The 23,137-nt window shown below is 73.9% G+C and carries 21 protein-coding genes; 14 read left to right on the forward strand and 7 right to left on the reverse strand.

The features are described 5' to 3' along the window. Positions 1-157: 157 nt before the first annotated feature. From ACZ6ZN_RS05585 to ACZ6ZN_RS05635, 11 genes are all read left to right on the forward strand, one after another. Positions 158-580 carry a hypothetical protein gene (locus ACZ6ZN_RS05585; protein WP_469643262.1) on the forward strand — a complete coding sequence of 141 codons (423 nt, stop codon included), beginning with the start codon at positions 158-160 and terminating at the stop codon, positions 578-580. A gap of 78 nt (positions 581-658) precedes the next feature. Further along, the gene (locus ACZ6ZN_RS05590; RefSeq protein ID WP_451879429.1) at positions 659-1,240 is read left to right on the forward strand and encodes a carbonic anhydrase; all 582 of its coding nucleotides are present in this window, start codon (positions 659-661) and stop codon (positions 1,238-1,240) included. A 26-nt stretch (positions 1,241-1,266) separates the two neighbouring features. After that, the gene (locus tag ACZ6ZN_RS05595) at positions 1,267-2,760 is read left to right on the forward strand and encodes a SulP family inorganic anion transporter (protein ID WP_469643265.1); all 1,494 of its coding nucleotides are present in this window, start codon (positions 1,267-1,269) and stop codon (positions 2,758-2,760) included. Positions 2,761-2,920: 160 nt separating this feature from the next. Next, positions 2,921-3,775, forward strand: a complete 855-nt coding sequence (locus ACZ6ZN_RS05600; protein ID WP_398109709.1) for a slipin family protein — start codon at positions 2,921-2,923, stop codon at positions 3,773-3,775. A gap of 90 nt (positions 3,776-3,865) precedes the next feature. Beyond that, positions 3,866-5,248 carry a PhoX family protein gene (locus ACZ6ZN_RS05605; protein WP_398109710.1) on the forward strand — a complete coding sequence of 461 codons (1,383 nt, stop codon included), beginning with the start codon at positions 3,866-3,868 and terminating at the stop codon, positions 5,246-5,248. 103 nt (positions 5,249-5,351) lie between these two features. Continuing rightward, a complete protein-coding gene (locus tag ACZ6ZN_RS05610; protein ID WP_469643268.1) occupies positions 5,352-6,875 on the forward strand; it encodes an FAD-dependent oxidoreductase in 1,524 nt (507 codons plus the stop codon). A gap of 62 nt (positions 6,876-6,937) precedes the next feature. Beyond that, positions 6,938-7,792 (forward strand): polysaccharide deacetylase family protein, encoded by an 855-nt coding sequence (locus ACZ6ZN_RS05615; RefSeq protein WP_469643270.1) that lies wholly within the window; start codon positions 6,938-6,940, stop codon positions 7,790-7,792. A gap of 18 nt (positions 7,793-7,810) precedes the next feature. Then, on the forward strand, positions 7,811-7,993 hold the full coding sequence (locus ACZ6ZN_RS05620) for a hypothetical protein (RefSeq protein ID WP_469643272.1): 183 nt from the start codon (positions 7,811-7,813) through the stop codon (positions 7,991-7,993). Positions 7,994-8,033: 40 nt separating this feature from the next. Next, positions 8,034-8,753, forward strand: a complete 720-nt coding sequence (locus tag ACZ6ZN_RS05625; RefSeq protein WP_469643274.1) for an aminoacyl-tRNA hydrolase — start codon at positions 8,034-8,036, stop codon at positions 8,751-8,753. Positions 8,754-8,864: 111 nt separating this feature from the next. Next, positions 8,865-9,317 (forward strand): DUF7144 family membrane protein, encoded by a 453-nt coding sequence (locus ACZ6ZN_RS05630; protein WP_469643277.1) that lies wholly within the window; start codon positions 8,865-8,867, stop codon positions 9,315-9,317. 168 nt (positions 9,318-9,485) lie between these two features. Beyond that, positions 9,486-10,880 carry an MbnB/TglH/ChrH family RiPP precursor modification enzyme gene (locus ACZ6ZN_RS05635; RefSeq protein WP_469643279.1) on the forward strand — a complete coding sequence of 465 codons (1,395 nt, stop codon included), beginning with the start codon at positions 9,486-9,488 and terminating at the stop codon, positions 10,878-10,880. Here the strand turns inward: ACZ6ZN_RS05635 and ACZ6ZN_RS05640 are convergent. Genes ACZ6ZN_RS05640 through ACZ6ZN_RS05650 form a run of 3 tightly spaced genes read right to left on the reverse strand, consistent with a single transcriptional unit; the run spans position 10,877 to position 15,439 of the window. Then, on the reverse strand, positions 10,877-12,355 hold the full coding sequence (locus tag ACZ6ZN_RS05640) for an APC family permease (protein ID WP_469643281.1): 1,479 nt from the start codon (positions 12,353-12,355) through the stop codon (positions 10,877-10,879). The genes ACZ6ZN_RS05635 and ACZ6ZN_RS05640 overlap by 4 nt on opposite strands. After that, a complete protein-coding gene (locus ACZ6ZN_RS05645; protein WP_469643283.1) occupies positions 12,352-13,923 on the reverse strand; it encodes a GMC family oxidoreductase in 1,572 nt (523 codons plus the stop codon). The genes ACZ6ZN_RS05640 and ACZ6ZN_RS05645 overlap by 4 nt, the downstream gene beginning before the upstream one ends. 49 nt (positions 13,924-13,972) lie before the next feature. Next, positions 13,973-15,439 (reverse strand): aldehyde dehydrogenase family protein, encoded by a 1,467-nt coding sequence (locus tag ACZ6ZN_RS05650; protein WP_398109719.1) that lies wholly within the window; start codon positions 15,437-15,439, stop codon positions 13,973-13,975. A gap of 255 nt (positions 15,440-15,694) precedes the next feature. On the opposite strand from ACZ6ZN_RS05650, the gene ACZ6ZN_RS05655 reads away from it, so the two are divergent. Beyond that, positions 15,695-16,465, forward strand: a complete 771-nt coding sequence (locus ACZ6ZN_RS05655) for a TIGR04222 domain-containing membrane protein (RefSeq protein WP_398109720.1) — start codon at positions 15,695-15,697, stop codon at positions 16,463-16,465. Between the two features lie 95 nt (positions 16,466-16,560). On the opposite strand, the gene hemQ is transcribed toward ACZ6ZN_RS05655, so the two are convergent. Together hemQ and hemG are read right to left on the reverse strand one after the other, a co-directional pair. Continuing rightward, positions 16,561-17,292 (reverse strand): hydrogen peroxide-dependent heme synthase, encoded by a 732-nt coding sequence (gene hemQ, locus ACZ6ZN_RS05660; RefSeq protein WP_398109721.1) that lies wholly within the window; start codon positions 17,290-17,292, stop codon positions 16,561-16,563. A gap of 5 nt (positions 17,293-17,297) precedes the next feature. Continuing rightward, positions 17,298-18,758 carry a protoporphyrinogen oxidase gene (gene hemG, locus ACZ6ZN_RS05665; RefSeq protein ID WP_469643287.1) on the reverse strand — a complete coding sequence of 487 codons (1,461 nt, stop codon included), beginning with the start codon at positions 18,756-18,758 and terminating at the stop codon, positions 17,298-17,300. Positions 18,759-18,915: 157 nt separating this feature from the next. On the opposite strand from hemG, the gene ACZ6ZN_RS05670 reads away from it, so the two are divergent. Together ACZ6ZN_RS05670 and ACZ6ZN_RS05675 are read left to right on the forward strand one after the other, a co-directional pair. Beyond that, on the forward strand, positions 18,916-19,920 hold the full coding sequence (locus tag ACZ6ZN_RS05670; protein WP_469643289.1) for a DUF4349 domain-containing protein: 1,005 nt from the start codon (positions 18,916-18,918) through the stop codon (positions 19,918-19,920). A gap of 27 nt (positions 19,921-19,947) precedes the next feature. After that, positions 19,948-21,339: an FAD-dependent oxidoreductase gene (locus ACZ6ZN_RS05675; RefSeq protein ID WP_469643292.1), complete on the forward strand. Its 1,392-nt coding sequence runs from the start codon at positions 19,948-19,950 to the stop codon at positions 21,337-21,339. A 156-nt stretch (positions 21,340-21,495) separates the two neighbouring features. On the opposite strand, the gene ACZ6ZN_RS05680 is transcribed toward ACZ6ZN_RS05675, so the two are convergent. After that, on the reverse strand, positions 21,496-21,843 hold the full coding sequence (locus ACZ6ZN_RS05680; protein ID WP_469643294.1) for a hypothetical protein: 348 nt from the start codon (positions 21,841-21,843) through the stop codon (positions 21,496-21,498). A gap of 137 nt (positions 21,844-21,980) precedes the next feature. After that, on the reverse strand, positions 21,981-23,048 hold the full coding sequence (gene hemE / locus ACZ6ZN_RS05685) for a uroporphyrinogen decarboxylase (protein ID WP_398109726.1): 1,068 nt from the start codon (positions 23,046-23,048) through the stop codon (positions 21,981-21,983). Positions 23,049-23,137: the final 89 nt, after the last annotated feature.

Consider the following 23,137-nt stretch of genomic DNA (forward strand, 5'->3'; position numbering starts at 1 on the left):
CCGCTTCAGGCCACCCACCCACGATTTTCAGGCTCTCTTCAGCCGGAAACTTTAAGTTAACCCTGCAAACAACTTTGCAGGGTTAATGTTGTTTCTTGACCAGCCGTTGACCAACTGCTGGTGCGTGCCGGGCGTGTGACGCGGTGACGGGGGGCGCATGTTCCGAGCTACGGCGTTCCGGACCGTGGTGTCGGTCCTCGCCGCCGCCGCGCTGGCCCTCGTGCTGTTCGCACCCACGGCACCGTTCGCATCCGCGCACACTTTCAGCGAAGCCCAGGCCAAGGCCGCCCCCGGAGCCACACCTCCCCACGCCTTCCCGGGCCCCGGAAGCACCTCCGCCGGACAGGCCCTGCGGGACGAGACGACCTCGTGCCGCGCAGCACACCCCGGGGACCCGACCGGTCCCCTGCGCACCCGTGCCCGGTCCCACCCCGCCGACCGCGCACCCGCGGCGTCCGGCCGGCCGCTGCCGCCGCACGTCACACCGGCGCCGGCCGAACCGGCCCGCAGCGGCACCGCGCACGCCTCCAGACCCCTCGTGCCGCACACCCCGGCAGCGCTGCAGGTCTTCCGCTGCTGAGCCGCACAGCGCTCCCCCCACCCTTCGTCATGCCCGTCCGACGCGCCCCCACTGCGCGCCAGGAGGATTCATCACGCCATGCAGCCCCTCATCGACAACGCCCGTACGTTCGGACAGCGCCCTGAGGAGTTCGCCCGCCTCGCCGAGGGCCAGTCCCCCGACGTCCTGTTCATCACCTGCTCCGACTCCAGGGTCGTGCCGGCCCTGATCACGGGCGCCCGTCCCGGCGAGCTCTTCGAGCTGCGCACCGCGGGCAACGTCGTCCCCCCACACACCCTCGGCCACCCCACCGCGGAGGCCGCCACCATCGAGTACGCCGTCGACGTGCTCGGCGTCTCGGACATCGTCGTCTGCGGCCACTCGCACTGCGGCGCCGTGGGCGCCGTGGTGCGCGGCGACGACCTCGACGCGGTCCCGGCGGTGCGCGACTGGCTCGCGCACTCCACCGGCCGGCCCGACTGCGCCGACCCGGCCGACCCGACGGTCGCCGAGGCCGTGCAGAACCACGTCCTCACCCAGGTGCTGCGGCTGCGCTCCTACCCGTGCGTCGAACGGGGGCTGGCCGAGGGCCGGCTCCGGCTGCACGGCTGGTACTACGAGGTCCACACCGGCGTGGTGCGGGAGCACCGCGCGGATTCCGACACGTTCGAGACGCTCTGAGGAGGCCGGTGACCATGATGTCCGTCATGTCGAAGTTCCCTCATCTGAGGCAGGACTTCCTCGCCTCCATCGTCGTCTTCCTGGTCGCGGTGCCGCTCTGCGTCGGGGTGGCGGTCGCCTCCGGCGTCCCCGCCGAGCTCGGTCTCGTCACCGGCATCGTGGGCGGGATCGTCACCGGGCTGCTGCCCGGCAGCAGCCTCCAGGTGTCCGGGCCCGCCGCCGGTCTCACCGTGCTGGTCTTCCAGGCCGTCACCGAGTTCGGGGTGGCCACGCTCGGGGTGATCGTGCTGCTCGCCGGGCTGCTCCAGCTCGCCATGGGCTTCCTCGGCATAGGCCGCTGGTTCCGGGCGATCTCCGTCTCGGTCGTCGAGGGCATGCTCTGCGGCATCGGGCTGGTGATCATCGCCGGCCAGATCTACGCGGCGGCGGGCCTGAAGGCCCCGGAGTCCGGACTCGGCAAGATCGCAGGTCTGCCCGGGGCGTTCATCGACGTGTTCGGCAGCACCAAGGCCCTGACCTCCCTCGCGATCGGTGCGGGCACCATCGCCGTCATCGTGCTGTGGAAGAAGGTGCCCAAGGCCGTCCGGACGGTGCCCGGCGCCCTCGCCGCGGTCGTCCTGGCCACGGTCGTCACGCTCGCCTTCGGGCTGCCCGTCGCCACCGTCCGGGTGGAGGGCCTGCTCGGGGTGGTCCAGCCGCCCGGGGCGGAGGCCTTCGGCGAGCTGGCGAGCCCGGCGATCTGGGGCACGATCATCGCGTTCGCGCTGATCGCCTCGGCGGAGAGCCTGTTCAGCGCGGCGGCCGTGGACCGGCTGCACAACGGTCCGCGCACCGAGTACAACAAGGAGATGGTCGCCCAGGGCGCGGGCAACACCCTGTGCGGTCTGCTCGGCGCGCTGCCGATGACCGCGGTCATCGTGCGCAGCTCCGCGAATGTGAACGCGGGCGCCCGTACCAAGGCGTCCCGGGTGCTGCACGGCGTGTGGCTGCTGCTGTTCGCCGCCGCCATGCCGTGGGCCCTGGCACTGATCCCGATCCCCGCACTGGCCGGCATCCTCGTGCACGCCGGCTGGAAGCTGATCCCGTTCCGCCAGATCAGGGCGCTGTGGGGGGCTCACACGGGTGAGGCGCTGATCCTGGTGATCACGGCCGTGTCGATCGTCGCGGTGAACATGTTCGAGGGGGTGCTCATCGGTCTGGCCCTGTCGGTCGTCAAGACCGCCTGGGACGCCTCGCACCTCAAGCTCGACATCATCGACAAGGGCGCCGGGCCGATCCAGGTGTACCTGTCGGGCAACGCGACGTTCCTGCGGCTGCCGAAGATCCTGGACAGCCTGGAGTCCCTCCCGCAGGACCGCCCCGTCGAGCTGGACCTCTCGGGCCTGCACCACCTGGACCACGCCTGCCGCACGGCCCTGGAGAGCTGGGCCGCCCGGCACAGCACCGCGGGCACCGAGCCGGTGAAGGTCACGCAGGGCGAACCGGCCGTGTCCCCGGCGCAGGAGGTCACCCCGGCCTAGCCGGCCCCCTCCCCGGCCCGGGGTGCGCGCGACGGCCTCCGCTCGCACCCCGGGCCGTCCCGCGTCCAGCCCCGGCCGCCGGGGCATGGCCTCGCGCCCAGGTGCGGGCATATCGTTGCAGAAAGGTACGAAAACCCGGACCTCGAACCGGGAGGTCGGCATGGTCGAAGAGCTGATCGCCACCGCGGCGGCGGTGGGGGCCGGTGCCCTGGTGTACGTGGCGTCGGCGGCGCGCGTGGTCAAGCAGTACGAGCGCGGGGTGGTCTTCCGCCTCGGCCGGCTGCACGGCGACGTGCGGCGGCCCGGCTTCACCCTGGTCGTGCCGGCGGTCGACCGGATGCGCAAGGTCAACCTGCAGATCGTGACCATGCCGGTCCCCGCGCAGGAGGGCATCACCCGCGACAACGTGACCGTGCGGGTCGACGCCGTCGTGTACTTCAAGGTGGTGGACCCCGCGGCCGCGGTCGTCAACGTCGAGGACTACCGCTTCGCCGTCTCGCAGATGGCCCAGACCTCGCTGCGCTCGATCATCGGCAAGAGCGAGCTGGACGATCTGCTGTCCAACCGGGAGAAGCTCAACCAGGGTCTGGAGCTGATGATCGACAGCCCCGCCGTGGAGTGGGGCGTGACCATCGACCGCGTGGAGATCAAGGACGTCTCCCTGCCGGACACCATGAAGCGCTCGATGGCCCGCCAGGCCGAGGCCGATCGCGAGCGGCGGGCCCGGCTGATCAACGCCGACGCCGAGTACCAGGCGTCCAAGAAGCTGTCCCAGGCCGCCCAGCAGATGGCCGACACGCCCTCGGCCCTGCAACTGCGGCTGCTGCAGACGGTGATGGCCGTCGCGGCGGAGAAGAACTCCACGCTGGTGCTGCCCATCCCGGTGGAGCTGCTGAGGTTCCTCGAGAGGGGCGGCCATGAGGGTGGTTCGCAGGCGGCCGTGGAGGACACCCTCGACCGCGCCGAGCAGGCCGGCCAGGCCCTGGAGGAGCTGCGGCGCTCCGTCGAGGGGTGACCCGCCCGGCCCGCGTGGTTCCCGCCGCCCGCACCAGGTGGTAGACACAGCGGGATCACAGTTCCTGTCCGCCAGCAGGAAGGTTTTCCCATGACCGAAACCGGTCGTTCCGCCACACGACGTCAGGTGCTCGCCGGGACGGGGGCCCTGGGTGTCGGGATCGCGTTCTCCGGCGCCCTCTCCGAACTCTTCGCCGGTACCGCCGCCGCCCAGACCCTCGGCCGCACCGGCTACGGCCCGCTCGTCCCCGACCCGAAGGACGTCCTCGATCTGCCGGAAGGTTTCCGCTACCGGATCCTCTCCCGCGAGGGGGACCGGCTCCGCTCCGGCGAGGGCGAGGTGCCCTCCAACCACGACGGCATGTCGGCCTTCGCCGGCCGGGGCGGCCGGGTCCACCTCGTCCGCAACCACGAGAACCGCGCCAACGGCAAGATCCCCGTCCCGACGGTCGAGGGCCTCACCTACGACCCGGCGGGCAAGGGCGGGTGCACCGCGCTGACGTTGGACTCCCGCAACCACGTCCTGTCGGAGCGCGTCGCCATCGCCGGCACGGCCGTGAACTGCGCGGGCGGCCCCACCCCCTGGGACACCTGGCTGACCTGCGAGGAGACCGAGGACAAGGCCGGCACCAACGGCTACACCAAGGACCACGGCTTCATCTTCGAGGTCGACCCGGTCGATCCGCACCGCACCGGGGCCGTGCCGCTGACGGCGATGGGCCGCTTCCAGCACGAGGCGATCGCCGTCGACCCGCGCCGGGGCGTGGTCTACGAGACGGAGGACGCCTTCGAGAAGCCCTTCGGCCTCTTCTACCGCTTCCTGCCGAGGAAGCCGCTGGGCGGCCGCGGTTCGCTGCGCGCGGGCGGCCGGCTCCAGGCGATGCGGGTGCCGGGCGTGCCCGACCTGTCGACCGTCCAGGAGATCGGCGCCGAGTTCGACGGCATCGAGTGGGTGGACGTACCCGACCCGCTGGCCGCGCAGACGCCCATCCGGTTCCAGGACTTCGGCCGCGGGGGCATCACGCACGCGCAGAAGCTGGAGGGCTGCTACTGGGGCGGCCGGTCGGTGTACTTCGTGTCGTCCTTCGCGCACCGGTCGGACGGTTCGGCGGCCGACCACTACGGGCAGGTCTGGCGCTACGACCCGGAGCGCCGCCGGCTGACCCTGGTGATCGTCTTCGGCCCGGACACCGACGTGCAGATGCCGGGCGAGTCCCCGGACAACATCTGTCTCGCGCCCAGCGGCGGCCTGATGGTCTGCGAGGACGGTGACGGCGCCCAGCACGTCTTCGGCGTGACCCGGCGCGGCCAGGTCTACCCGATGGCCCGCAACCGGCAGAACATCGGCACGCCCGGAGAGCCGGAGTGGGGGGAGTTCGCCGGTGTGACCTTCTCCCCCGACGGCGAGACGATGTACGTCAACTGCTACACGCCGGGAACGACGTTCGCGGTGACGGGGCCCTGGCGCCGCTGACCGGGGACCGCTTCGGCACGAGGGGCGCCGGGTGCCCGGCCCGATGCCCCTCGTCCCGTGCGGGACGGCACTGACGCGGGCCGACCGGGGTACTCGATGGTCCATGAGCGAGAAGCAGCAGGTCAGGGGCTCGTACTGGCTCGAGACGGCACCGGAGGGTCACCACCCGGCGCTGGCGGAGGACCTCGACGTCGACGTGGCGGTGATCGGCGCCGGGATCGCGGGGCTGTGCACCGCCTGGGAACTGGCCCGGGCCGGGCGCAGCGTCGCGGTCCTGGAGGCCGGCCGGGTCGCCGCCGGGGTCACCGGGCACACCACCGCCAAGGTCACCGCCCAGCACTCGCTGGTCTACGACCGGCTGCGCCGCACCCGCGGCCCCGAGGGGGCGCGCCTGTACGCCCGCTCCCAGTCCGAGGCGATCGAGCACGCGGCCCGCGTGGCCGCCGAGTTGGGTGTCGACTGCGACTGGGAGACCCGCAACGCCTACACCTACGCCAGTGACCCGAGCCGGGTGGAGGAGCTGCGGGCCGAGGCGCGCGCCGCGGCCGAGGCGGGGCTGCCGGCCTCCTTCGTCACGGAGACCGGGCTGCCCTTCGAGGTGGCCGGCGCGGTCCGGGTCACCGGGCAGGCGCAGTTCCATCCGCGCAAGTACCTCCTGGCCCTCGCCGCCGATCTCGCCGGGCACGGCGGGCGGATCTTCGAGGACACCACCGTCCTCGGCATGGAGGAGGGCGAACCGTGCCGGCTGTCGACCTCGACGGGGGCGGCCGTGCGCGCCCGGGACGTCGTCGTCGCGACGCACTACCCGATCTTCGACCGGGCGCTGCTGTTCACCCGGCTCACCCCGAAGCGGGAGCTGGTCGTCGCCGGGCCCCTCCCCGCCGGGCAGGACCCCGACGGCATGTACATCACCCCCGACGAGAACACCCGCTCGGTCCGCACGGCGCCGTACGACGGGGACGGGGACCGGCGGCTACTCATCGTCACCGGGGAGCACTTCACGCCGGGCACGGGTGACACCCGGGACCGCTTCGAGCGTCTCACCTCCTGGGCCACCGGCCACTTCCCCGGCCTGCGGGTCACGCACCGCTGGGCGACGCAGGACAACACCCCGACCGACACCGTGCCGATGGTCGGCCCGCTGCACCCGGGCGCCCGGCACTCCTACGTGGCCACCGGCTTCGGCGGCTGGGGCATGACCGGCGGCATCATGGCGGGACGCCTGCTCGCCGCGCAGATCACCGGCGAGGAGTGCGAGTGGAGCGGGCTGTACGACCCGCGCCGGGTGAAGCCGGCCGTGCGGGAGGCGCCGTCCTTCCTGAAGACCCAGGCCAAGGTGGCCGGGCACTTCGTGGGCGACCGGCTGCGGCCGTCGCCGCCGGTGGAGTCCCTGCCGCCCGGCGAGGGGGCCGTGGTCCGCGCGGGCGGTCACCGGGTCGCGGTCTACCGGGACGACGACGGAGCCCTGCACGCGGTGTCCGCGCGCTGCACCCACCTGGGCTGCCTGGTGGACTTCAACGCCGCCGAACGGGCCTGGGAGTGCCCCTGCCACGGCTCGCGTTTCGACACCGACGGCAAGGTGATCCAGGGCCCGGCGACCAAGCCGCTGGACAAGCGCGACATCTGACGGCCGGGTGACACCGGCGGCAGGCACGCATGGCGGGACGCTCCCGGTCACATCTTCATACGGTGAGCGTCCCCCTGTGCCGCCCGGCTCTGCGCCGGGCCGCCGCCCTCTGCGCCCTGACCGCGACCCTCGCCGCCTGCGGCGCCGAGCGGCCACCGCGTCCCGCCTCCACCGCCGTGCAGGTCCCGGCGCCGGCGGCCAAGCCGCCGACCCTCGCGCCCGGCCCCGCGGGCCTGACCCCCGTCTTCGAGCACGGGCCCCGCACCGGCGGCGCGACGGTGGCGCTCACCTTCGACGCCGACATGACCGCCGGCCAGGGGCAGCGGGCGGCGGCGGGCGAGCGCTTCGACCATCCCCGGCTCATCGCGACCCTGCGGGCGCTGAGGGTCCCGGCCACCGTGTTCATGACCGGGCGGTGGGCCGAGGAGTACACCGGCCAGGCCCGCTCCATCGGCCGCGACCCGCTGTTCGAGGTCGCCAACCACTCCTACAGCCACCACGCCTTCACCGGCGACTGCTACGGACTGCCCGAGGTGGCGGCCTCGCGCATGCGGCTGGAGGTGGAGCGCGCGTACGCCGCGTTCCGCACGGCGGGCGTGCCCGATGCGATGCCGTACTTCCGCTTCCCCGGCGGCTGCTACGACCGGCGGGCCCTGAAGGCGCTGGCCCCGGCCGGGGTGACCGCCGTGCAGTGGGACGTCGTCGGCGGCGACGCGTTCGAGACCGACCCGGAGGTGGTGGTCCGGCAGGTCCTGGACGGGGTGCGGCCGGGGTCCGTGGTGGTGCTGCACTGCACCCGCAGCGCCGCCCCGGCCACCGAGCGGGCGGTGCGCACGATCGTGCCCGAGCTGCGCCGCCGCGGCTACCGGTTCGTGAAGGTGTCCGATCTGATCCGGACCGCGGATGCCCGCCGCTGACCGTCCTACGCTGGAGGCATGAGCGAGGAGAACGACTACTGCCTGATCGACGCGACCAGGCCGCCCCGGGCGGACGGGCCGCCGTACGCGGAGTGTGTGCTGTGCCGGGAGCCGACGGAGTACCCGGAGTCGTACAAGGGCATCACCTACTGCCCCACCTGCGAGTGGCGCGAGGCCGAACGCACGTCCTGCTCGGGCTGAGCGCGCGTTCGTACGATCTTCCGGCTGGCAGACTGGGGGCGTGAGCGCAGATCCGACGCCCGTGAGCGACAGTCCCTTCCGGTCCGACCCCTCCGCGCGCGACGCGGCGCCGCAGTTCGTGCTGCCGCTGGTCGTGCGGATCGAGCGGGCGGACCCGCCGGCGCGCACCGACGCACTGGAGACGGCCGCCCGTGCCGTGCTGACGATCCTGGCCGACGAGCGGTCGCAGGGCGACGGCGCCTGGGCCCGGGCCGTGCGCGACTGGCAGGACGCCCGGATCCGCAAGGTCGTGCGCCGGGCGCGGGGCGCCGAGTGGCGCCGGGCCGCGGCCCTGCCCGGGATCACGGTGACCGGCACGTCCGCCGAGGTGCGGGTCTTCCCGCCGGTCCCCCTGGACGGCTGGCCGAAGGACCTCGTGCGGCTCCAGGTCTCCGGCACCGATCTGGACGATCCGCGGGAGCCGGCCGGTGCCGACCCGGACGCCGTCGTGCTGTGGCTGAACCCGGAGCTCGGCATGTCGGCCGGCAAGGCGATGGCCCAGGCCGGTCACGGCGCGCAGCTGGCCTGGTGGGAGCTGTCCGGCCCCGAGCGGGCCGCGTGGCGGGACGCCGGCTTCCCGCTGGCCGTGCGCACGGCCGACCCCGCCCGCTGGTCCGCCCTGACCACCGCGGGGCTGCCCCTGGTCCGGGACGCCGGGTTCACGGAGATCGCTCCCGGCTCGTGCACGGTCGTCGCCGACCATCCGGCGCTGCGCCGGTAGCGGCACACTGCGCGGCCGGCGGTCACCACCCGTTCGGAGCAGTCGCGGGAGCGCCGGACGCGGCCGGGTGCTCCAGTGGGGTTACGGACAACCCCGACCCAGGAGGCTGCCATGTCCAGCGCCGCGCCCCCTCCCCCCGCCCCTCCCGCCGACGACCGGAAGCCGGGCGGCTCCGGCGGCTCCGGCGACCCGTGGGCGGCCGGCGGTCTCGCCCTCGGCGCCACCCTGATGATCGTCTACGGCTTCTTCGCGATCTTCCAGGGCATCGCGGCGATCGCCAACGACGAGGTGTACACGAGCTTCGGCGACTACGTCTTCGAGTTCGACCTCACCGCGTGGGGCTGGATCCACCTGATCGTCGGCCTGCTCGTGATGATCGCCGGGTTCGGCCTGTTCACCGGCGCGACCTGGGCGCGGGCCGTGAGCGCGGTCGTGGTCGGCCTGGCGCTGATCGCGAACTTCCTGTGGCTGCCGTACCAGCCGTTCTGGTCGATCATCATGATCGTGACCGGCCTGTTCGTCCTGTGGTCGGTGTTCAACTACCACTCCTCGCACCGGGTGTAGCCCCTCGCCGGGTCAGGGGGACGGTGGCCGCCGGGCGCGCCCGGCGGCCACCGCGTGCGCCGAACCTCAAATGTTGCTCTGAAGCCGGACCGGGGAGGGTTCGGGCGCGGGCGGCTGGGCCATACCCCCGTCACGTCCGGGGATCGGCCGGGTGGAGGAGGGGGAACGATGGAGCGACTGGGGACGGGCATCGGGTGGCGGCCGGAGATCGCGGACGCCGTGGAACGCATGCCGGGCATCGACTGGGTCGAGGCCGTGGCCGAGAACGTCTGTCCCGGGCATCTGCCCGAGTCGCTGCTGCGGCTGCGCGAGCGCGGCGTCACCGTGGTGCCGCACGGTGTCTCGCTGGGCCTCGGGGGCGCGGACCGGCCCGACCCCGGCCGGCTGGCCGCGCTCGCCGAACGGGCCCACGTCCTGCGGTCCCCGCTGGTCACCGAGCACATCGCGTTCGTCCGGGCCGGCGGAGCGCTGACGGCGACGCCGCATCTGGAGGCCGGTCACCTGCTGCCCGTGCCGCGCACCCGTGACGCGCTGGACGTGCTGTGCGAGAACGTGCGGATCGCGCAGGACGCCCTGCCGGTGCCGCTGGCCGTCGAGAACATCGCCGCGCTGCTGGCCTGGCCGGGCGAGGAGATGACGGAGGGCCAGTTCCTGTACGAGCTCGCGGACCGCACGGGCGTGCGACTCCTCATCGACGTGGCCAACCTGCACACCAACCACGTCAACCGCGGCGAGGACCCGGCCGAGGCCCTCGCCGAACTGCCCCTGGAGGCCCTCGCCTACGTGCATGTCGCCGGCGGCTTCGAACGCGACGGCGTCTGGCACGACAGCCACGCCCACCCCGTCCCGCAGCCGGTCCTGGACATCCTGACCGACCTGGCCCGCCGGGTCCGTCCGCCGGGTGTCCTGCTGGAGCGCGACGAGAACTTCCCCGCCCCGGCGGAGCTGGAGGGCGAACTGGCCGCCGTACGCCGGGCCGTGGAGGTGGGAGCGGTGCAGCGGGTGCCGGCCGGGGTGTGCGCCACGGCCGACGCGCCCGCCGTACCCGGCCCCGGCGAGTCGCCCCTGCCGGTGGGCGGCCCGGCCGGGGGGCGTCCGGCCGGGGCGTCGGGGGGCGTCTCCGGTCCGGGGGCCGCAGGCGAGGCGGACGAGGCGCGGGAGCGGCTCGGGCTCGCGCAGGCCGCGCTGCTGTCGGCGCTGGTCGCGGGGACGCCCGTGCCCGAGGGGTTCGACCGGGTGCGGATCGGTGTGCAGGCCCGGGCGCTCGCCGCGAAGCGGGCGGACGTCGTCGCGAAGGTCGCGCCCGAACTGCCGGAGATCCTCGGCCCGCGGTACCGCCCGGCGTTCCTCGGCTACGCGCAGGCCCGGCCGATGACCGGCGGCTACCGGCGCGACGCCCTGTCCTTCGCCGCGCACCTGCTCTCCGCAGGGCTGCCGGAGGACGGCGCGGCCCGGCGGGAGCTGCGCGCGTGGTGGCTGGACCGGTCGGGGCCGAAGCCGCGTTCGCGCCGCCCGGTGCACCGGCTGGCCCGCGCCACGCGCAGGGTGCTGCTGCGGCGCTAACGCCCGGCCTTCCGGCTCTCCCCGGGCACCGCGTCACCCGCGGGCGCGTCGCTGCGGCCGTAGTGGTGCGTGGTGAACATGTACAGCAGCCCCGTGCCCAGCACGACCGCGCCGCACAGCAGGACGATCCAGTTCTCCCACCACGGCTTCTCCGGGGTACGGGCCCAGCAGATGTTGACGATGGCGAAGATGCCGTACGCCAGCGCGCCGACGTTCACGGCCGTGCCCCAGCGGCCCAGGGTGAACTCCCCCGCCGGACGCCAGCCCTTGAGCCGGGCGCGCAGGGCGGCCAGGACGACCATCTGGAACGAGGCGTAGATGCCGAGGATCGCGAAGGAGACGATGTTGGTGAGCGCGTCCTCGGACAGCAGTGAGGCGAACGCGATCAGCAGCGGGACGGCCGCGGACACCAGCAGCGCGTAGCCGGGCACCGCCCGGGCGTGGTCGAACCGGCGCAGCAGCCGGTGCCCGACGACCATCTCGTCGCGTGCGTAGGAGTAGATGAGGCGCCCGGCGGCGGCCTGCAGGCTGATGGTGCAGGACAGGAAGGAGATCAGTACGACGGCCATGACGAGCCGGGCCCCCGTCTCGCCCATCGCGTCGTACAGCACGTCAACCACCGGGTCCGCCTGCTCGCCCGAGATGACCGCGTCGTAGTCGGTGACCGACAGCAGCAGCGACATGCAGGTGAACGTGGCCGCGGCCCCGCCGATGTAGATGGTGCGGCGCATCGCCTTGGGGATGACGCGGCCGGGGTGCTCGACCTCCTCGGCGGTGTCGCCGCACGCCTCGAAGCCGTAGTACTGGTAGAAGCCGATGATCGCGGCCGCCAGGAACACCGGGAGGTAGGAGCCGTCGCCCTCGGTGCCGTAGGTGTCGAAGATGACGCCGAGGTTGTGGTGCCGGTGGGTGGCGAGCAGGTAGATGCCGACGACGAGGGCGCCGATGAGCTCACCGGCGAAGCCGATGACGGCGGCCGCCGACAGGGCCCTGGTGCCCAGGTAGTTGACGGCGATGGCCACCACGATGAGCACGGCCGTGCACAGCACGGTGGTGTGCACGGTCGGATCGAAGCCGAAGAGGATGGCGATGTAGGGCCCGGCGCCGTAGGCGACGGACGTGATGGTGACCAGCAGCGCCCACATGTAGACCCAGCCGGTCATCCATGCCCAGCGTGTGCCCCACAGCCGCCGCGCCCACGGGTAGACGCCGCCCGCGATCGGGTACTGGGCGACGACCTCGCCGAAGACCAGCGCGACGAGGAACTGGCCGGCACCGGCCATGACGAAGGCCCAGATCATCGGCGGCCCGCCCTCGGCGAGCGCGGTGCCGAAGAGGGTGTAGGTGCTCACCACCGGGGAGAGGTACGTGAAGCCGAGGGCGAAGTTCGCCCAGGGGCCCATGTCCTTGCGGAACTCCGAGCCCCGCTCGCCCTCCGGGACGGGTCCGGAGGCGGCGGCAGAAGGCTGTGTCACCGCGAGGCTCCCTGCTCGGCCGGGCCCGGGCGGCCGGTGACGAGGTCGGCGGCCCGTTCGGCGGCCAGCAGGACGGTCACCATGGGGTTGATGGTGGGCATCGTCGGGAACACCGACGCGTCGACGATCCGCACGCCCTCCGCGCCCAGCAGCCTCAGGTCGGGGTCGCAGACGGCCATCGGGTCGTCCGGCGAGCCCATGCGGCAGGTGCCGGCCGGGTGGTAGACGGTGTGCGCGGCGCGGCGGCCGTACTCGGACAGGTCGGCGTCCGAGACGACGTCCGGGCCGGGGGCGACCTCGCGGACCAGCCAGTCGCGCAGCGGGGCGGTCGCGGCCACCTCGCGGGCCACCTTCAGCCCGTCCACGATGGTGCGCTCGTCGTGGCCCTCCGGATCGGTGAAGTAGCGGAAGTCCAGCGCCGGATGCTCGGCGGGGTTGCTGCTGCGCAGCCACATCCGCCCGGTGGAGCGGGCGCGCGGTACGTTCGGCGTCATGCACACCCCGTACGGCGGCGCGGGGTAGCCGAGGCGTTCGGTGTTGACGGTGAACGGCACCTGGTAGAAGTGGAACATCAGGTCGGGGCGCGGCTGCGCCGTGTCGCGGCGCAGGAACAGGCCCGCGTCGGAGTCCATCGCGGAGTTGGGCGGCAGCGGGCCGTCGGTCTCCCAGACGATGACGGACTCGGGGTGGTCCAGCAGGTTCTCGCCGACGCCGGGCAGGTCCACGCGGACCTCGATGCCGAGCGCGCGCAGGTCGTCGGCCGGGCCGATGCCGGAGAGCATCAGCAGGCGCGGGGTGTCGATGGCGCCCGCGCACAGCAGCAGTTCGCATTCGGCGCGCACGGTGGCGGGTTCGCCGTCGGCGCCCCGGACCGCGACGCGGGTCAGCCGTCCCGACGCGTCGGGGACGATGCGGTGGGCCCAGGTCTCCAGCAGCAGCGTGAGGTTGGGCCGGTGCAGCACCGGGTGCAGGTAGGCGACGGACGCGGAGGAGCGCAGGTTGCCCTCCGGCTGGTAGGCCAGGGAGAAGAAGCCGGCGCCGTCGGCGAAGGGTTCGGCGTTGAAGTCGTCGACGACGGGCACGCCGAGGGCGCGCGAGGCGGCGGTGACGAAGTCGGCGGCGATGGGATTGCGGTCGGCCTCGGCCACCGGGACGATCTCGGTCAGCAGCCGCTCCCGGTAGGGCAGGATCGTGGCCGGGTCCCAGCCGGCGCATCCGCGGCTCACCCAGTCGTCCAGGTCCTGCGGCAGCGGCAGGAAGCTGATCAGGGTGTTGTGCGAGGAGCAGCCGCCGAGGACGCGGGCCCGGGAGTGCAGGATGTGGGAGTTGCCGCGGGGCTGCTCCACGGTGGTGTAGCCGTAGTCGAACTCCGAGCCGAGCAGGTTGATCCAGTTGCGCAGGCGCAGGATGCGCTCGTCGCCGACGTCGCTGGGGCCGCCCTCGATGACGCAGACGCGGCAGTCGGGGTCCTCGCTGAGCCGGGCGGCGAGCACACAGCCTGCGGTGCCGCCGCCGACGATGACGTAGTCGTAGGCGGACTCGGCGCCGTGCGCGGGAGGGGTGGCCATGCGGTGCCTTTCTCGGGGTGCGGTGCGTGGCGGCGGTGCCGGACGCGGGTCAGCCCTTGAACCAGCCGGAGGGTGCGGGGGCGAGGTTCTGGTAGATGTGCTTGGCCTCCTGGTACTCGCGCAGTCCGGTGGGGCCGAGTTCGCGCCCGACGCCGGAGCGGCCGAAGCCGCCCCACTCGGCCTGCGGCACGTACGGGTGGAAGTCGTTGATCCACACGGTGCCGTGGCGCAGCCGCTGGGCGACGCGCTGGGCGCGGCTCGCGTCGGAGGTCCACACGCCGCCGGCCAGTCCGTAGCGGGTGTCGTTGGCCAGGCCGATCGCCTCGTCCTCGGTGGCGAAGCGCTCCACGGTGACGACCGGGCCGAAGACCTCCTCCTGGACGATCCGCATGGAGCGGTGGCAGTCCGCGAAGATCGTCGGCAGCAGGAAGAAGCCGCGGCTGAGGGCGGGGTCCTTCGGCCGGGTGCCCCCGGTCACGAGGCGGGCGCCCTCCTCCCGGCCGAGTGCGATGTAGCCCTCGACCTTCTCGCGGTGCTCGGCGGAGCTGAGCGGGCCGCTCTCGGTGCCGTCCTCCATGCCGTCGCCCAGGCGGATGGCCTGGGCGCGGCGGGCGAGGGCGTCGACGAACCGGTCGTGCAGCTCGTCCTGGACCAGCAGCCGGGAACCGGCGGAGCAGACCTGTCCGGAGTGCAGGAACGCGGCGTCGAGCGCGTAGTCGACGGCGGCGTCGAAGTCGGCGTCCGCGAACACGACGTTGGGGTTCTTGCCGCCCAGTTCCAGGGCGATGTTCTTCGGGCCGCCGGCGGCCGCGGCCATGATCCGGCGGCCGGTGGCGAGGCCGCCGGTGAAGGACACCAGGTCCACGTCGGGGTGGTCGGTCAGGGCGGCGCCGACGGTCGCGCCCGAGCCCAGCACGAGGTTGGCGACGCCGGCCGGGGCACCGGCCTCCTCGATGAGGCGCATCATCATGACCGTGGTCAGGGGGGTGGTCTCGCTGGGCTTGAGGACGAAGGTGTTGCCCGCGGCGAGCGCCGGTGCGACCTTCCAGGAGGCCTGGAGCAGCGGGTAGTTCCAGGGGGCGATGAGCGCGCAGACGCCGACGGGCTGGTAGACGACGCGGCTGAGGACGCCGGGGCCGACGTCGACGACCCGGCCGCCGTCCTTCCCGGCGAGTTCGGCGAAGTAGCGGAAGGCGTTGGCCACGTCCTCGACGTCGATCCGCGCCTCGGTCAGCGTCTTGCCGGTGTCGAGGGTCTCGGTGCGGGCGATGTCCTCGCGGTCGCGCAGGAGCAGGTCGTGCACGCGCAGCAGCAGATCGGCCCGCCGGCGGGAGGGGGCCTCCGCCCAGTCGCCCTGGTCGAAGGCCCTGCGGGCGGCGGTCACGGCCCGGTCGACGTCGGTGGCGTCCGCCTCGTCGACGGTGGTGACGACGGAGGCGTCGTAGGGGTTGATCACGTCGCGGCGGCCGCCGGCCGCCGCCCGGGTCCACTCGCCGCCGATGTACAGCTCACCCACCGCGGGGCCTCCTTCGCTCTCGGCCGTGAGCCGTTCGGCTCGACCGTCAGCAACATGGCCCATGGGAGGGGCGGCGGCCACGGGACGCACCGCCGCGGCGGGGCGCGGGCGGCGGCAAAGGACCCGGGTGGGCTAGTGGCCGAACACCCCGTGCGGGCGCCCCGACCGGTACACGACGTCACATCCCGGCAACACTGCGTCCGTATCGTGGACGAGGCATGGTGTTCTCGCGACGGTGTCACATACAAGAGACATATGCTCTGGGTCCTTCTCCTCCTGGCGGCCTGGGCCGTGGCCGGCACGGCGTGCACCCGCCTGTGCCTGGCGGCCGTGCGGGCCGCGGCCGGTGGCTCCGACACCGGCCGGGACCGTGAACTCACCCTGTACGAGGCGGCGTTCCTCTCCGGGGGACCCCGGCGGGTCGCCGACGTGACGCTGGTGGCGATGGCCCGGCAGCGCCGGCTGCTGCTGGCCCACACCGGCTGGGCCACGGTCGTCGACCCGCGTGGGCGGGACGACATGGAGCGCTCGGTGATAGGGGCCATCGGCCCCGAGGGGCAGTGCCGCATCGCGCCGGTGCGCACCACGGCCGCCGCGGCGGAAGCGGTGCGGGGCATCGCCGACGGGCTGGTCCGCGCGGGCCTCGCGGTGCCCGACAGCGCGCGTACGACGGTGGCTTCGGCGGTCCGTCAAGTGCGCCGGGCCGCCCTCGCCGTCCTCGGTCTCGGGCTCCTCGCGCTGCTGGTCCCCGTCCCGCCGGAGCTGCCGCGGCATCTGGTGGCGCTGTGGTTCGCGCTGCCGCTGGCCCTCGCCCTGAGCTGCCTGGCCCTCGCCCGGATCGAGGTGCACCCGTACGCGCGCTGGGCCTCCCCGGCCGGTCAGCGTCTGCTGGGCGCGCTGACCCGCACCGCGGACGGCGCCGCCGACGACCGTGCGTACCTCACGTCGGTGGCCGTGCGCGGCGTCCAGGCCGTCGGCGAACCGGAGTTGCGCGCTGCCTTCGCGCAGCGGCAGGCGCGCGGCTGACGCGCCGGCCCCCGACGCGCCGGCCCCCGACGAGCCGCCCTCCTCCGCTCGGCAAGGGCGGCTGCCGGGGCTGCGCGCCGCGCGGCCGGGGCCGGTCAGGCCAGGCCGGCGACCAGGTCGGCGATGTCCTTGCGGCGGCCCGTGTAGAAGGGCACCTCCTCGCGGACGTGGCGGCGGGCCTCCGAGCCGCGCAGATGGCGCATGAGGTCGACGATGCGGTACAGCTCGTCGGCCTCGAAGGCGAGGATCCACTCGTAGTCGCCCAGGGAGAACGAGGCGACGGTGTTGGCGCGCACGTCCGGGTAGCCGCGGGCCATCTTGCCGTGGTCGGCGAGCATGCGGCGGCGGTCCTCGTCGGCCAGCAGGTACCACTCGTAGGAGCGCACGAAGGGGTAGACGCTGACGTAGTCGCGGGGCGTCTCGTCGGCGAGGAACGCCGGGATGTGCGAGCGGTTGAACTCGGCGGGGCGGTGCAGCGCCATGTTCGACCAGACGGGCTCCAGGGCGCGGCCCAGCTTCGTGCGGCGGAAGAGGTTGTACGCCTCCTGCAGGGCGTCGCTGGTCTCCGCGTGCCACCAGATCATGACGTCGGCGTCGGCGCGCAGGCCGGACACGTCGTAGGTGCCGCGGATCGTCACGTCCTTCGCGGCGAGCTGGTCGAACAGCTCCCGGACCTCGTCGGCGTACCCGGCGCGGTCCTCGGGCAGGACGTCCTTCAGCTTGAAGACGGACCAGAGCGTGTAGCGGATGACCTCGTTGAGGTCCTTGGCCAGCTTGCCCTTGTTCGGGATCCTGCCGGGTTCGGTGGTGGAGGCGTCGTCACTCATGTCCCTCATTCTCCCGCTCCCCCGTGCAGGCTCTGCACCGGGTGCGCGGTGAGCTGCTGCACACCGCTCAGGTCGCCGTGCACCTGGTCCACGGCGGCGCGGGCGCTCGCGATGCAGGCCGGGATACCCACGCCGTCGTACGGGGCGCCGCACACCGCGAGGCCGGGCAGCGCGGCGACGTGCTCGCGGATGCGGGCCACGCGCGCGTGGTGCCCGACCGGGTACTGGGGCAGACCGCCGTCCCAGCGGGTGACCCGGGTGGCGACGGGCGCGGTGTCCAGCCCGGTCGCCTCCTTCAGGTCCCGGCGGGAGACCTCGACCAGCTCGGCGTCGTCGCGCTCGAGGATCTCCGTCTCGCCGTGGCGTCCGACCGAGGTGCGCACCAGGAGCAGGCCGGGATTCTCCTCGGCGATCCAGCCCCACTTGTGCGAGGCGAAGGTGGACGCCTTGATGGTGCGTCCGTCCACCGGCGGCACCAGGAAGCCGCTGCCCTCGGGCAGGGCCGCCTCCTCACGGCGGTAGGCCAGGGTGACCAGGGCCATGGAGGCGTACTCGACGGCATCGAGCTCGGCGGCGGCCCCGGGGCTCTCCGCGCGCAGCAGCCGCGCCGCGGCCGGGGCGGGGACGGCGACGATCACGGCGTCCGCCCGCCAGGAGCGCTCGCCGGAGGCCACCTCCCAGTCGCCCTCGGGGGTGCGGCGCAACCGCGTCGCCGGCGTGCCGGTGAGGATCTCGCCCCCGCGGGCGCGGACGGACTCGGCGACCGCGAGCGGCAGGGTGCCCACACCGCCGCGCAGCCCGGTGAACACCGGGCCGGTCTGCCGGGCGGCGGCCGCCCGCTGCTGGATCTCCCGCACACCCTCCGTCAGGGAGGTGTGGGTCCGGGCGACCTGGAAGAGCTGGGGGACGGCCGAGCGCAGGGAGATGCGGTACGCGTCGCCCGCGTAGACACCGCCCAGCAGCGGTTCCACCAGCCGGTCCACGACCTCGCGTCCGAGGCGGGCCGCCACGTACGCGCCGACCGCGACGTCGTCGCCGACCTCGGTGCGGGGCAGTTCGGCGTCGCGTCCGATGCGGGCCAGCCCTTGCTCGGACAGCACGCCGGACAGAGCGGCGGCGGTGCCGGGAACGCCCATCACGTGGCCCTTCGGCATGGGCCGCAGCGCGCCCCGGGTCCACAGGGAGGCCGTCGCGGTGGCGGGCGGCTGGAGGTGGTCCGTGAGCCCGACCTCACGGGCGAGCTCCACCGCCTCGGGGCGGCGGGCCAGCATCGACTCGGCGCCGAGGTCCACGCGCGCCCCGGCGACCTCGCCGGGCAGCAGCTTGCCGCCGACCCGGCCGGAGGCCTCCAGCACCGTCACCCGCGCCCCGCGTTGCAGCAGCCGGTGCGCGGCGGCCAGCCCCGCGATGCCCGCCCCGACCACGACGACCCGATCCGTGCCCTCGCGGGCTTGCACTTCGCGCATGCCCCCAGCCTCTCAGACCCCGCCGGATGTGCCGCCGCGCCCCGGTGTCCGTCCCGAGTCCCGGTCGTGACCGCATCGGAACCGTCCCGGGCCGAACGCCGGCCCCCGCCCGGGCGTCGAAGAGGCGTCAGGCGAATCGACCCCGGGGGATGCCCGCATGCGCACACGACGACCCGTACGACACACCGTCCCGCCGCTGGCCGCCGTGCTGCTGGCCGCGGCCCTGGCACTCACCGGGTGCAGCGGCTCCGCCGACGACTCCGGCGGCAAATCGGCCGCCGACCGCCCGGCCGCCGGGCCCCAGGCCGACGACAAGGCCTTCGGTGACGGGGCCGCCGGCGCCGAGGCCGGGGCGGGCGGCGCCGCGAGCGGTGCCCGGGCGACCGCTCCGCCGAAGCTCACCGGCAGCGCCGTCATCCGTACCGCCGAACTGACCGTGCGGGTCGAGGACGTCCCGAAGGCCCTGGACCGGGCACGCGCCCGCGTCGAGGAGGCGGGCGGCTACGTCGGCAACGAGACCACCACCCGGGACGGAGAGGGCCGTGAGCGCACCCGTGTGGTGCTGCGCGTGCCGGTGGAGGAGTACGAGGAGGTCCTCACCGACCTGGAGGGCTCGGGCAGGCTCCTGGAGCGCAGGGCCAAGGCGCAGGACGTCACCGACCAGGTGGTGGACGTGGAGAGCCGCATCAGGACGCAGCGGGCGAGCGTGGCGCGCATCCGGGAGCTGATGGACCGGGCGACCAAGCTCAGCGACGTGGTCACCCTGGAGGGCGAACTGAGCACCCGCCAGGCGGATCTCGAGGCGCTGCTCGCCCGGCAGGCGTCCCTGAAGGACCGCACCAGCCTGGCCACCGTCACCCTGTCCCTGTCCCGCGCCCCGGTGGCGGAGGCGGCCGGGGACGACGACCCCGGGTTCCTCGACGCGCTCGCGGGCGGCTGGCACGCGTTCCTGACCGTGCTGCGCTGGCTGGCCGTCGCCCTCGGCGCGGTCCTGCCGTTCGCCGCGGCCGCGGCGGCCCTGCTGCTGCTGTGGCTGCGGGTCGTCCGCCCGCGCCTGCCGCGCCGCCCCGGGCCCGCTCCGGCGACGGGCGCCCCGGGGCCGCTGCCCACGGCCCGTCCGGTGCCCGCGTCCGAGTCACGGCAGCCGGGTGGGCGGGACTGAAATGCCCTGCTCCCGTAGCGTGTTCGCATGAGCATGAGCCGTACGCGCAGGGAGCGACTGGTCGTCGTCGGAGGCGACGCCGCGGGCATGTCCGCGGCGTCGCAGGCCCGCCGTCTGAAGGGCCCCGACGAGCTGGAGATCGTGGCGTTCGAACGGGGGCACTTCACCTCGTACTCGGCGTGCGGCATCCCCTACTGGGTGGGCGGCGCCGTCACCGGCCGGGACCGACTCATCGCCCGCACCCCCGAGGAGCACCGCGCCCGCGACATCGACCTGCGGCTGCGCACCGAGGTCACCGCCCTGGACGTCGAGGGCCGGCGGGTGCGCGCCCGCGACCTCGACTCGGGTGAGGAGACCTGGACGGCGTACGACCGGCTCGTGATCGCGACCGGCGCCCGCCCGATCCGGCCCGACATGCCGGGGGCCGACGCGGAGGGCGTGCACGGCGTGCAGACGCTCGACGACGGCCAGGCCCTGATCGACACGCTGGAGCGCACCCCCGGGCGGCGGGCGGTGGTCGTCGGGGCCGGTTACATCGGCGTGGAGATGGCCGAGGCGCTCATCAACCGCGGTTACGAGGTGACGGTCGTCAACCGCGGCGCCGAGCCCATGTCGACCCTGGACCCGGACATGGGCCGCCTGGTGCGCGAGGCGATGGTGGGTCTCGGCATCACGATGGTCGGCGACGCCGAGGTGACGAAGATCCTCACCCGTGAGGACGGCCGGGTGCGGGCGGTCACCACCCAGGACGCCGAGTTCCCCGCGGACGTCGTCGTGCTCGGCATCGGCGTGCGTCCGGAGACGTCCCTGGCGCGGCGGGCCGGGCTCCCGCTCGGCGCGCACGGCGGACTGCTCACGGACCGCTCGATGCGGGTGCGCGGTCACGAGGACGTCTGGGCGGGCGGCGACTGCGTGGAGGTGTTCGACCTGGTCTCGGGCCAGGAGCGGTACATTCCGCTCGGCACCCACGCCAACAAGCACGGCCAGATCATCGGCACCAACGCCGGCGGCGGCTACGCCACGTTCCCGGGCGTGGTCGGCACGGCGGTGAGCAAGGTGTGCGACCTGGAGATCGCGCGCACGGGCCTGCGCGAGAAGGACGCCCACCGGGCCGGGCTGCGCTTCGAGGCGGTGACCGTCGAGTCGACCAGCCGCGCCGGCTACTACCCCGGCGCCTCCCCCATGACCGTCAAGATGCTCGCGGAGGTGCGCACCGGCCGCCTCCTCGGGGTGCAGATCGTCGGCCGGGAGGGCGCGGGCAAGCGCGTCGACGTCGCCGCGGTGGCCCTGACCGCCGGGATGACGGTCGAGCAGATGACCGCCCTTGACCTCGGCTACGCCCCACCGTTCTCCCCCGTCTGGGACCCGGTCCTGGTGGCAGCCCGCAAGGCGTCCACAAAAATCCACAACCCGTCCTGACACCGCCCCCGAGGGCGGTGTCAGGGGCGCGGGGAACTGCGCGAACGCCCGGTCGACCGACACCCTCAGGGGCGCGGGGAACTGCGCGAACAGCCCCCACGCGCCCGCACCCGGCAACGGACACACAGCCCTGCGGCGAAGCCCAACGGCGAAGCCCTACGCCGTGCCCGCCGTCCCGTTGATCCGGTCGATGGCCTGCCGCGCCTGCTCCGCCGGCGGCCGGGCCGGCAGGGAGGACACCGACCCCGACGAGGCCGTCCCCGACGAGGCCATCACCGCCGCCGGCTGCTCCCCCGCCGGCTTCGCGTGCGCAGCCACCCGCGTCGAGCGCAACCGGTGGCTCACCGCCTCGTCCAGCGTCACGGGCCGCCGCATCTGGGTCGCCAGCCGCCCGGCCTCCTGGCCGAGCCGGGCCACGTCCTCCCAGGGCAGCCGCACCACCAGTGTCAGTTCCGCCTCGCCGTCGGGCAGGGCGTGCATCGGAGGAGTACCTCGGTCGTTCATCGCCTGTTCCTCACGTCGGCCCCGCGATGCGCCTTCCCCGCGCCGCGGGCGGTTGACGCTTCATACGCACGCCCGTGCGGCCGCGTTCACCGGACCGCCCGATCGACACCGACCCCGCGCGCCGACCCCGCGCGGATTCAGCGCGCGGTGTGCGTGTGCACGTGCTCCACCAGGCGCGTGAGGGCGTCCGGGTCGGTGGACGGCATGACCCCGTGGCCGAGGTTGAACACGTGGCCCTCCAAGCCCTCGGCCGACTCCAGGACCTCGCGCGTCTTGGCCTCGACGGCCTCCGTGGGGGCGAACAGCACCGTCGGGTCGAGGTTGCCCTGGAGCGCCTTGCCGGGGCCGACGCGGCGGGCGGCCTCGTCGAGCGGGACGCGCCAGTCGACGCCGACGACATCCGCGCCCGCCTCACCCATGAGGCCGAGCAGTTCGCCGGTTCCGACGCCGAAGTGGATGCGCGGCACGCCGTAGCCGGCGACCGCCTCGAACACCTTCGCCGACGCGGGCAGCACGGAACGCCGGTAGTCGACGGGGGCCAGGGCGCCCGCCCAGGAGTCGAAGAGCTGCACCGCCGAGGCGCCCGCCTCGATCTGCACCTTCAGGAACGCGGCGGTGATGTCCGCGAGGCGGTCCAGCAGGTCGGCCCACAGCTCCGGGTCGCCGTACATCATCGCCTTGGCGTTCTCATACGTGCGGGACGGGCCGCCCTCGACCAGGTAGCTGGCGAGGGTGAAGGGGGCTCCGGCGAAGCCGATCAGGGGCGTGGCCCCGAGCTCCCGGGTCAGCAGGCCGATGGCCTCGGTGACGTAGGAGACGTCCTCGGGGGTCAGGTCGCGCAACTGCGCGAGGTCGGCGCGGGTGCGGATCGGCCGCTCGACGACGGGGCCGACGCCGGGCTTGATGTCCAGGTCGATGCCGATGGCCTTCAGGGGTACGACGATGTCGCTGAAGTAGATCGCCGCGTCCACGCCGTGCCGGCGCACCGGCTGGAGCGTGATCTCGGTGACCAGCTCGGGCCGCATGCAGGACTCGAGCATCGGCACGCCCTCGCGGACCTTGCGGTACTCCGGCAGTGAGCGCCCGGCCTGCCGCATGAACCACACCGGGGTGTGGGGTACGGGCTCGCGCCGGCAGGCCTTGAGGAAGGCGGAGTCGTACGTGGCGGACGGCTGCGGGGCCCGGGGGGCGTCGTTGGCACTCACGGGGCAAGTTTCGCACGCGGCCGGACGGCGTGATCCAGCCCCTGGACGGGCGCGGGGTGTCTAGCCCCGCGCGGGGCTCCGGTCACCGT

The organism is Streptomyces sp. NPDC053665, assembly GCF_055585285.1.

Bases quoted from the DNA above. Each gene is read 5' to 3' on its own strand.
- ACZ6ZN_RS05585 (WP_469643262.1), top strand. From the start codon at position 158: ATGTTCCGAGCTACGGCGTTCCGGACCGTGGTGTCGGTCCTCGCCGCC.
- ACZ6ZN_RS05590 (WP_451879429.1), top strand. From the start codon at position 659: ATGCAGCCCCTCATCGACAACGCCCGTACGTTCGGACAGCGCCCTGAG.
- ACZ6ZN_RS05595 (WP_469643265.1), top strand. From the start codon at position 1,267: ATGTCGAAGTTCCCTCATCTGAGGCAGGACTTCCTCGCCTCCATCGTC.
- ACZ6ZN_RS05600 (WP_398109709.1), top strand. From the start codon at position 2,921: ATGGTCGAAGAGCTGATCGCCACCGCGGCGGCGGTGGGGGCCGGTGCC.
- ACZ6ZN_RS05605 (WP_398109710.1), top strand. From the start codon at position 3,866: ATGACCGAAACCGGTCGTTCCGCCACACGACGTCAGGTGCTCGCCGGG.
- ACZ6ZN_RS05610 (WP_469643268.1), top strand. From the start codon at position 5,352: ATGAGCGAGAAGCAGCAGGTCAGGGGCTCGTACTGGCTCGAGACGGCA.
- ACZ6ZN_RS05620 (WP_469643272.1), top strand. From the start codon at position 7,811: ATGAGCGAGGAGAACGACTACTGCCTGATCGACGCGACCAGGCCGCCC.
- ACZ6ZN_RS05630 (WP_469643277.1), top strand. From the start codon at position 8,865: ATGTCCAGCGCCGCGCCCCCTCCCCCCGCCCCTCCCGCCGACGACCGG.
- ACZ6ZN_RS05635 (WP_469643279.1), top strand. From the start codon at position 9,486: ATGGAGCGACTGGGGACGGGCATCGGGTGGCGGCCGGAGATCGCGGAC.
- ACZ6ZN_RS05645 (WP_469643283.1), bottom strand. From the start codon at position 13,923: ATGGCCACCCCTCCCGCGCACGGCGCCGAGTCCGCCTACGACTACGTC.
- ACZ6ZN_RS05655 (WP_398109720.1), top strand. From the start codon at position 15,695: ATGCTCTGGGTCCTTCTCCTCCTGGCGGCCTGGGCCGTGGCCGGCACG.
- hemQ (WP_398109721.1), bottom strand. From the start codon at position 17,292: ATGAGTGACGACGCCTCCACCACCGAACCCGGCAGGATCCCGAACAAG.
- hemG (WP_469643287.1), bottom strand. From the start codon at position 18,758: ATGCGCGAAGTGCAAGCCCGCGAGGGCACGGATCGGGTCGTCGTGGTC.
- ACZ6ZN_RS05670 (WP_469643289.1), top strand. From the start codon at position 18,916: ATGCGCACACGACGACCCGTACGACACACCGTCCCGCCGCTGGCCGCC.
- ACZ6ZN_RS05675 (WP_469643292.1), top strand. From the start codon at position 19,948: ATGAGCATGAGCCGTACGCGCAGGGAGCGACTGGTCGTCGTCGGAGGC.
- ACZ6ZN_RS05680 (WP_469643294.1), bottom strand. From the start codon at position 21,843: ATGAACGACCGAGGTACTCCTCCGATGCACGCCCTGCCCGACGGCGAG.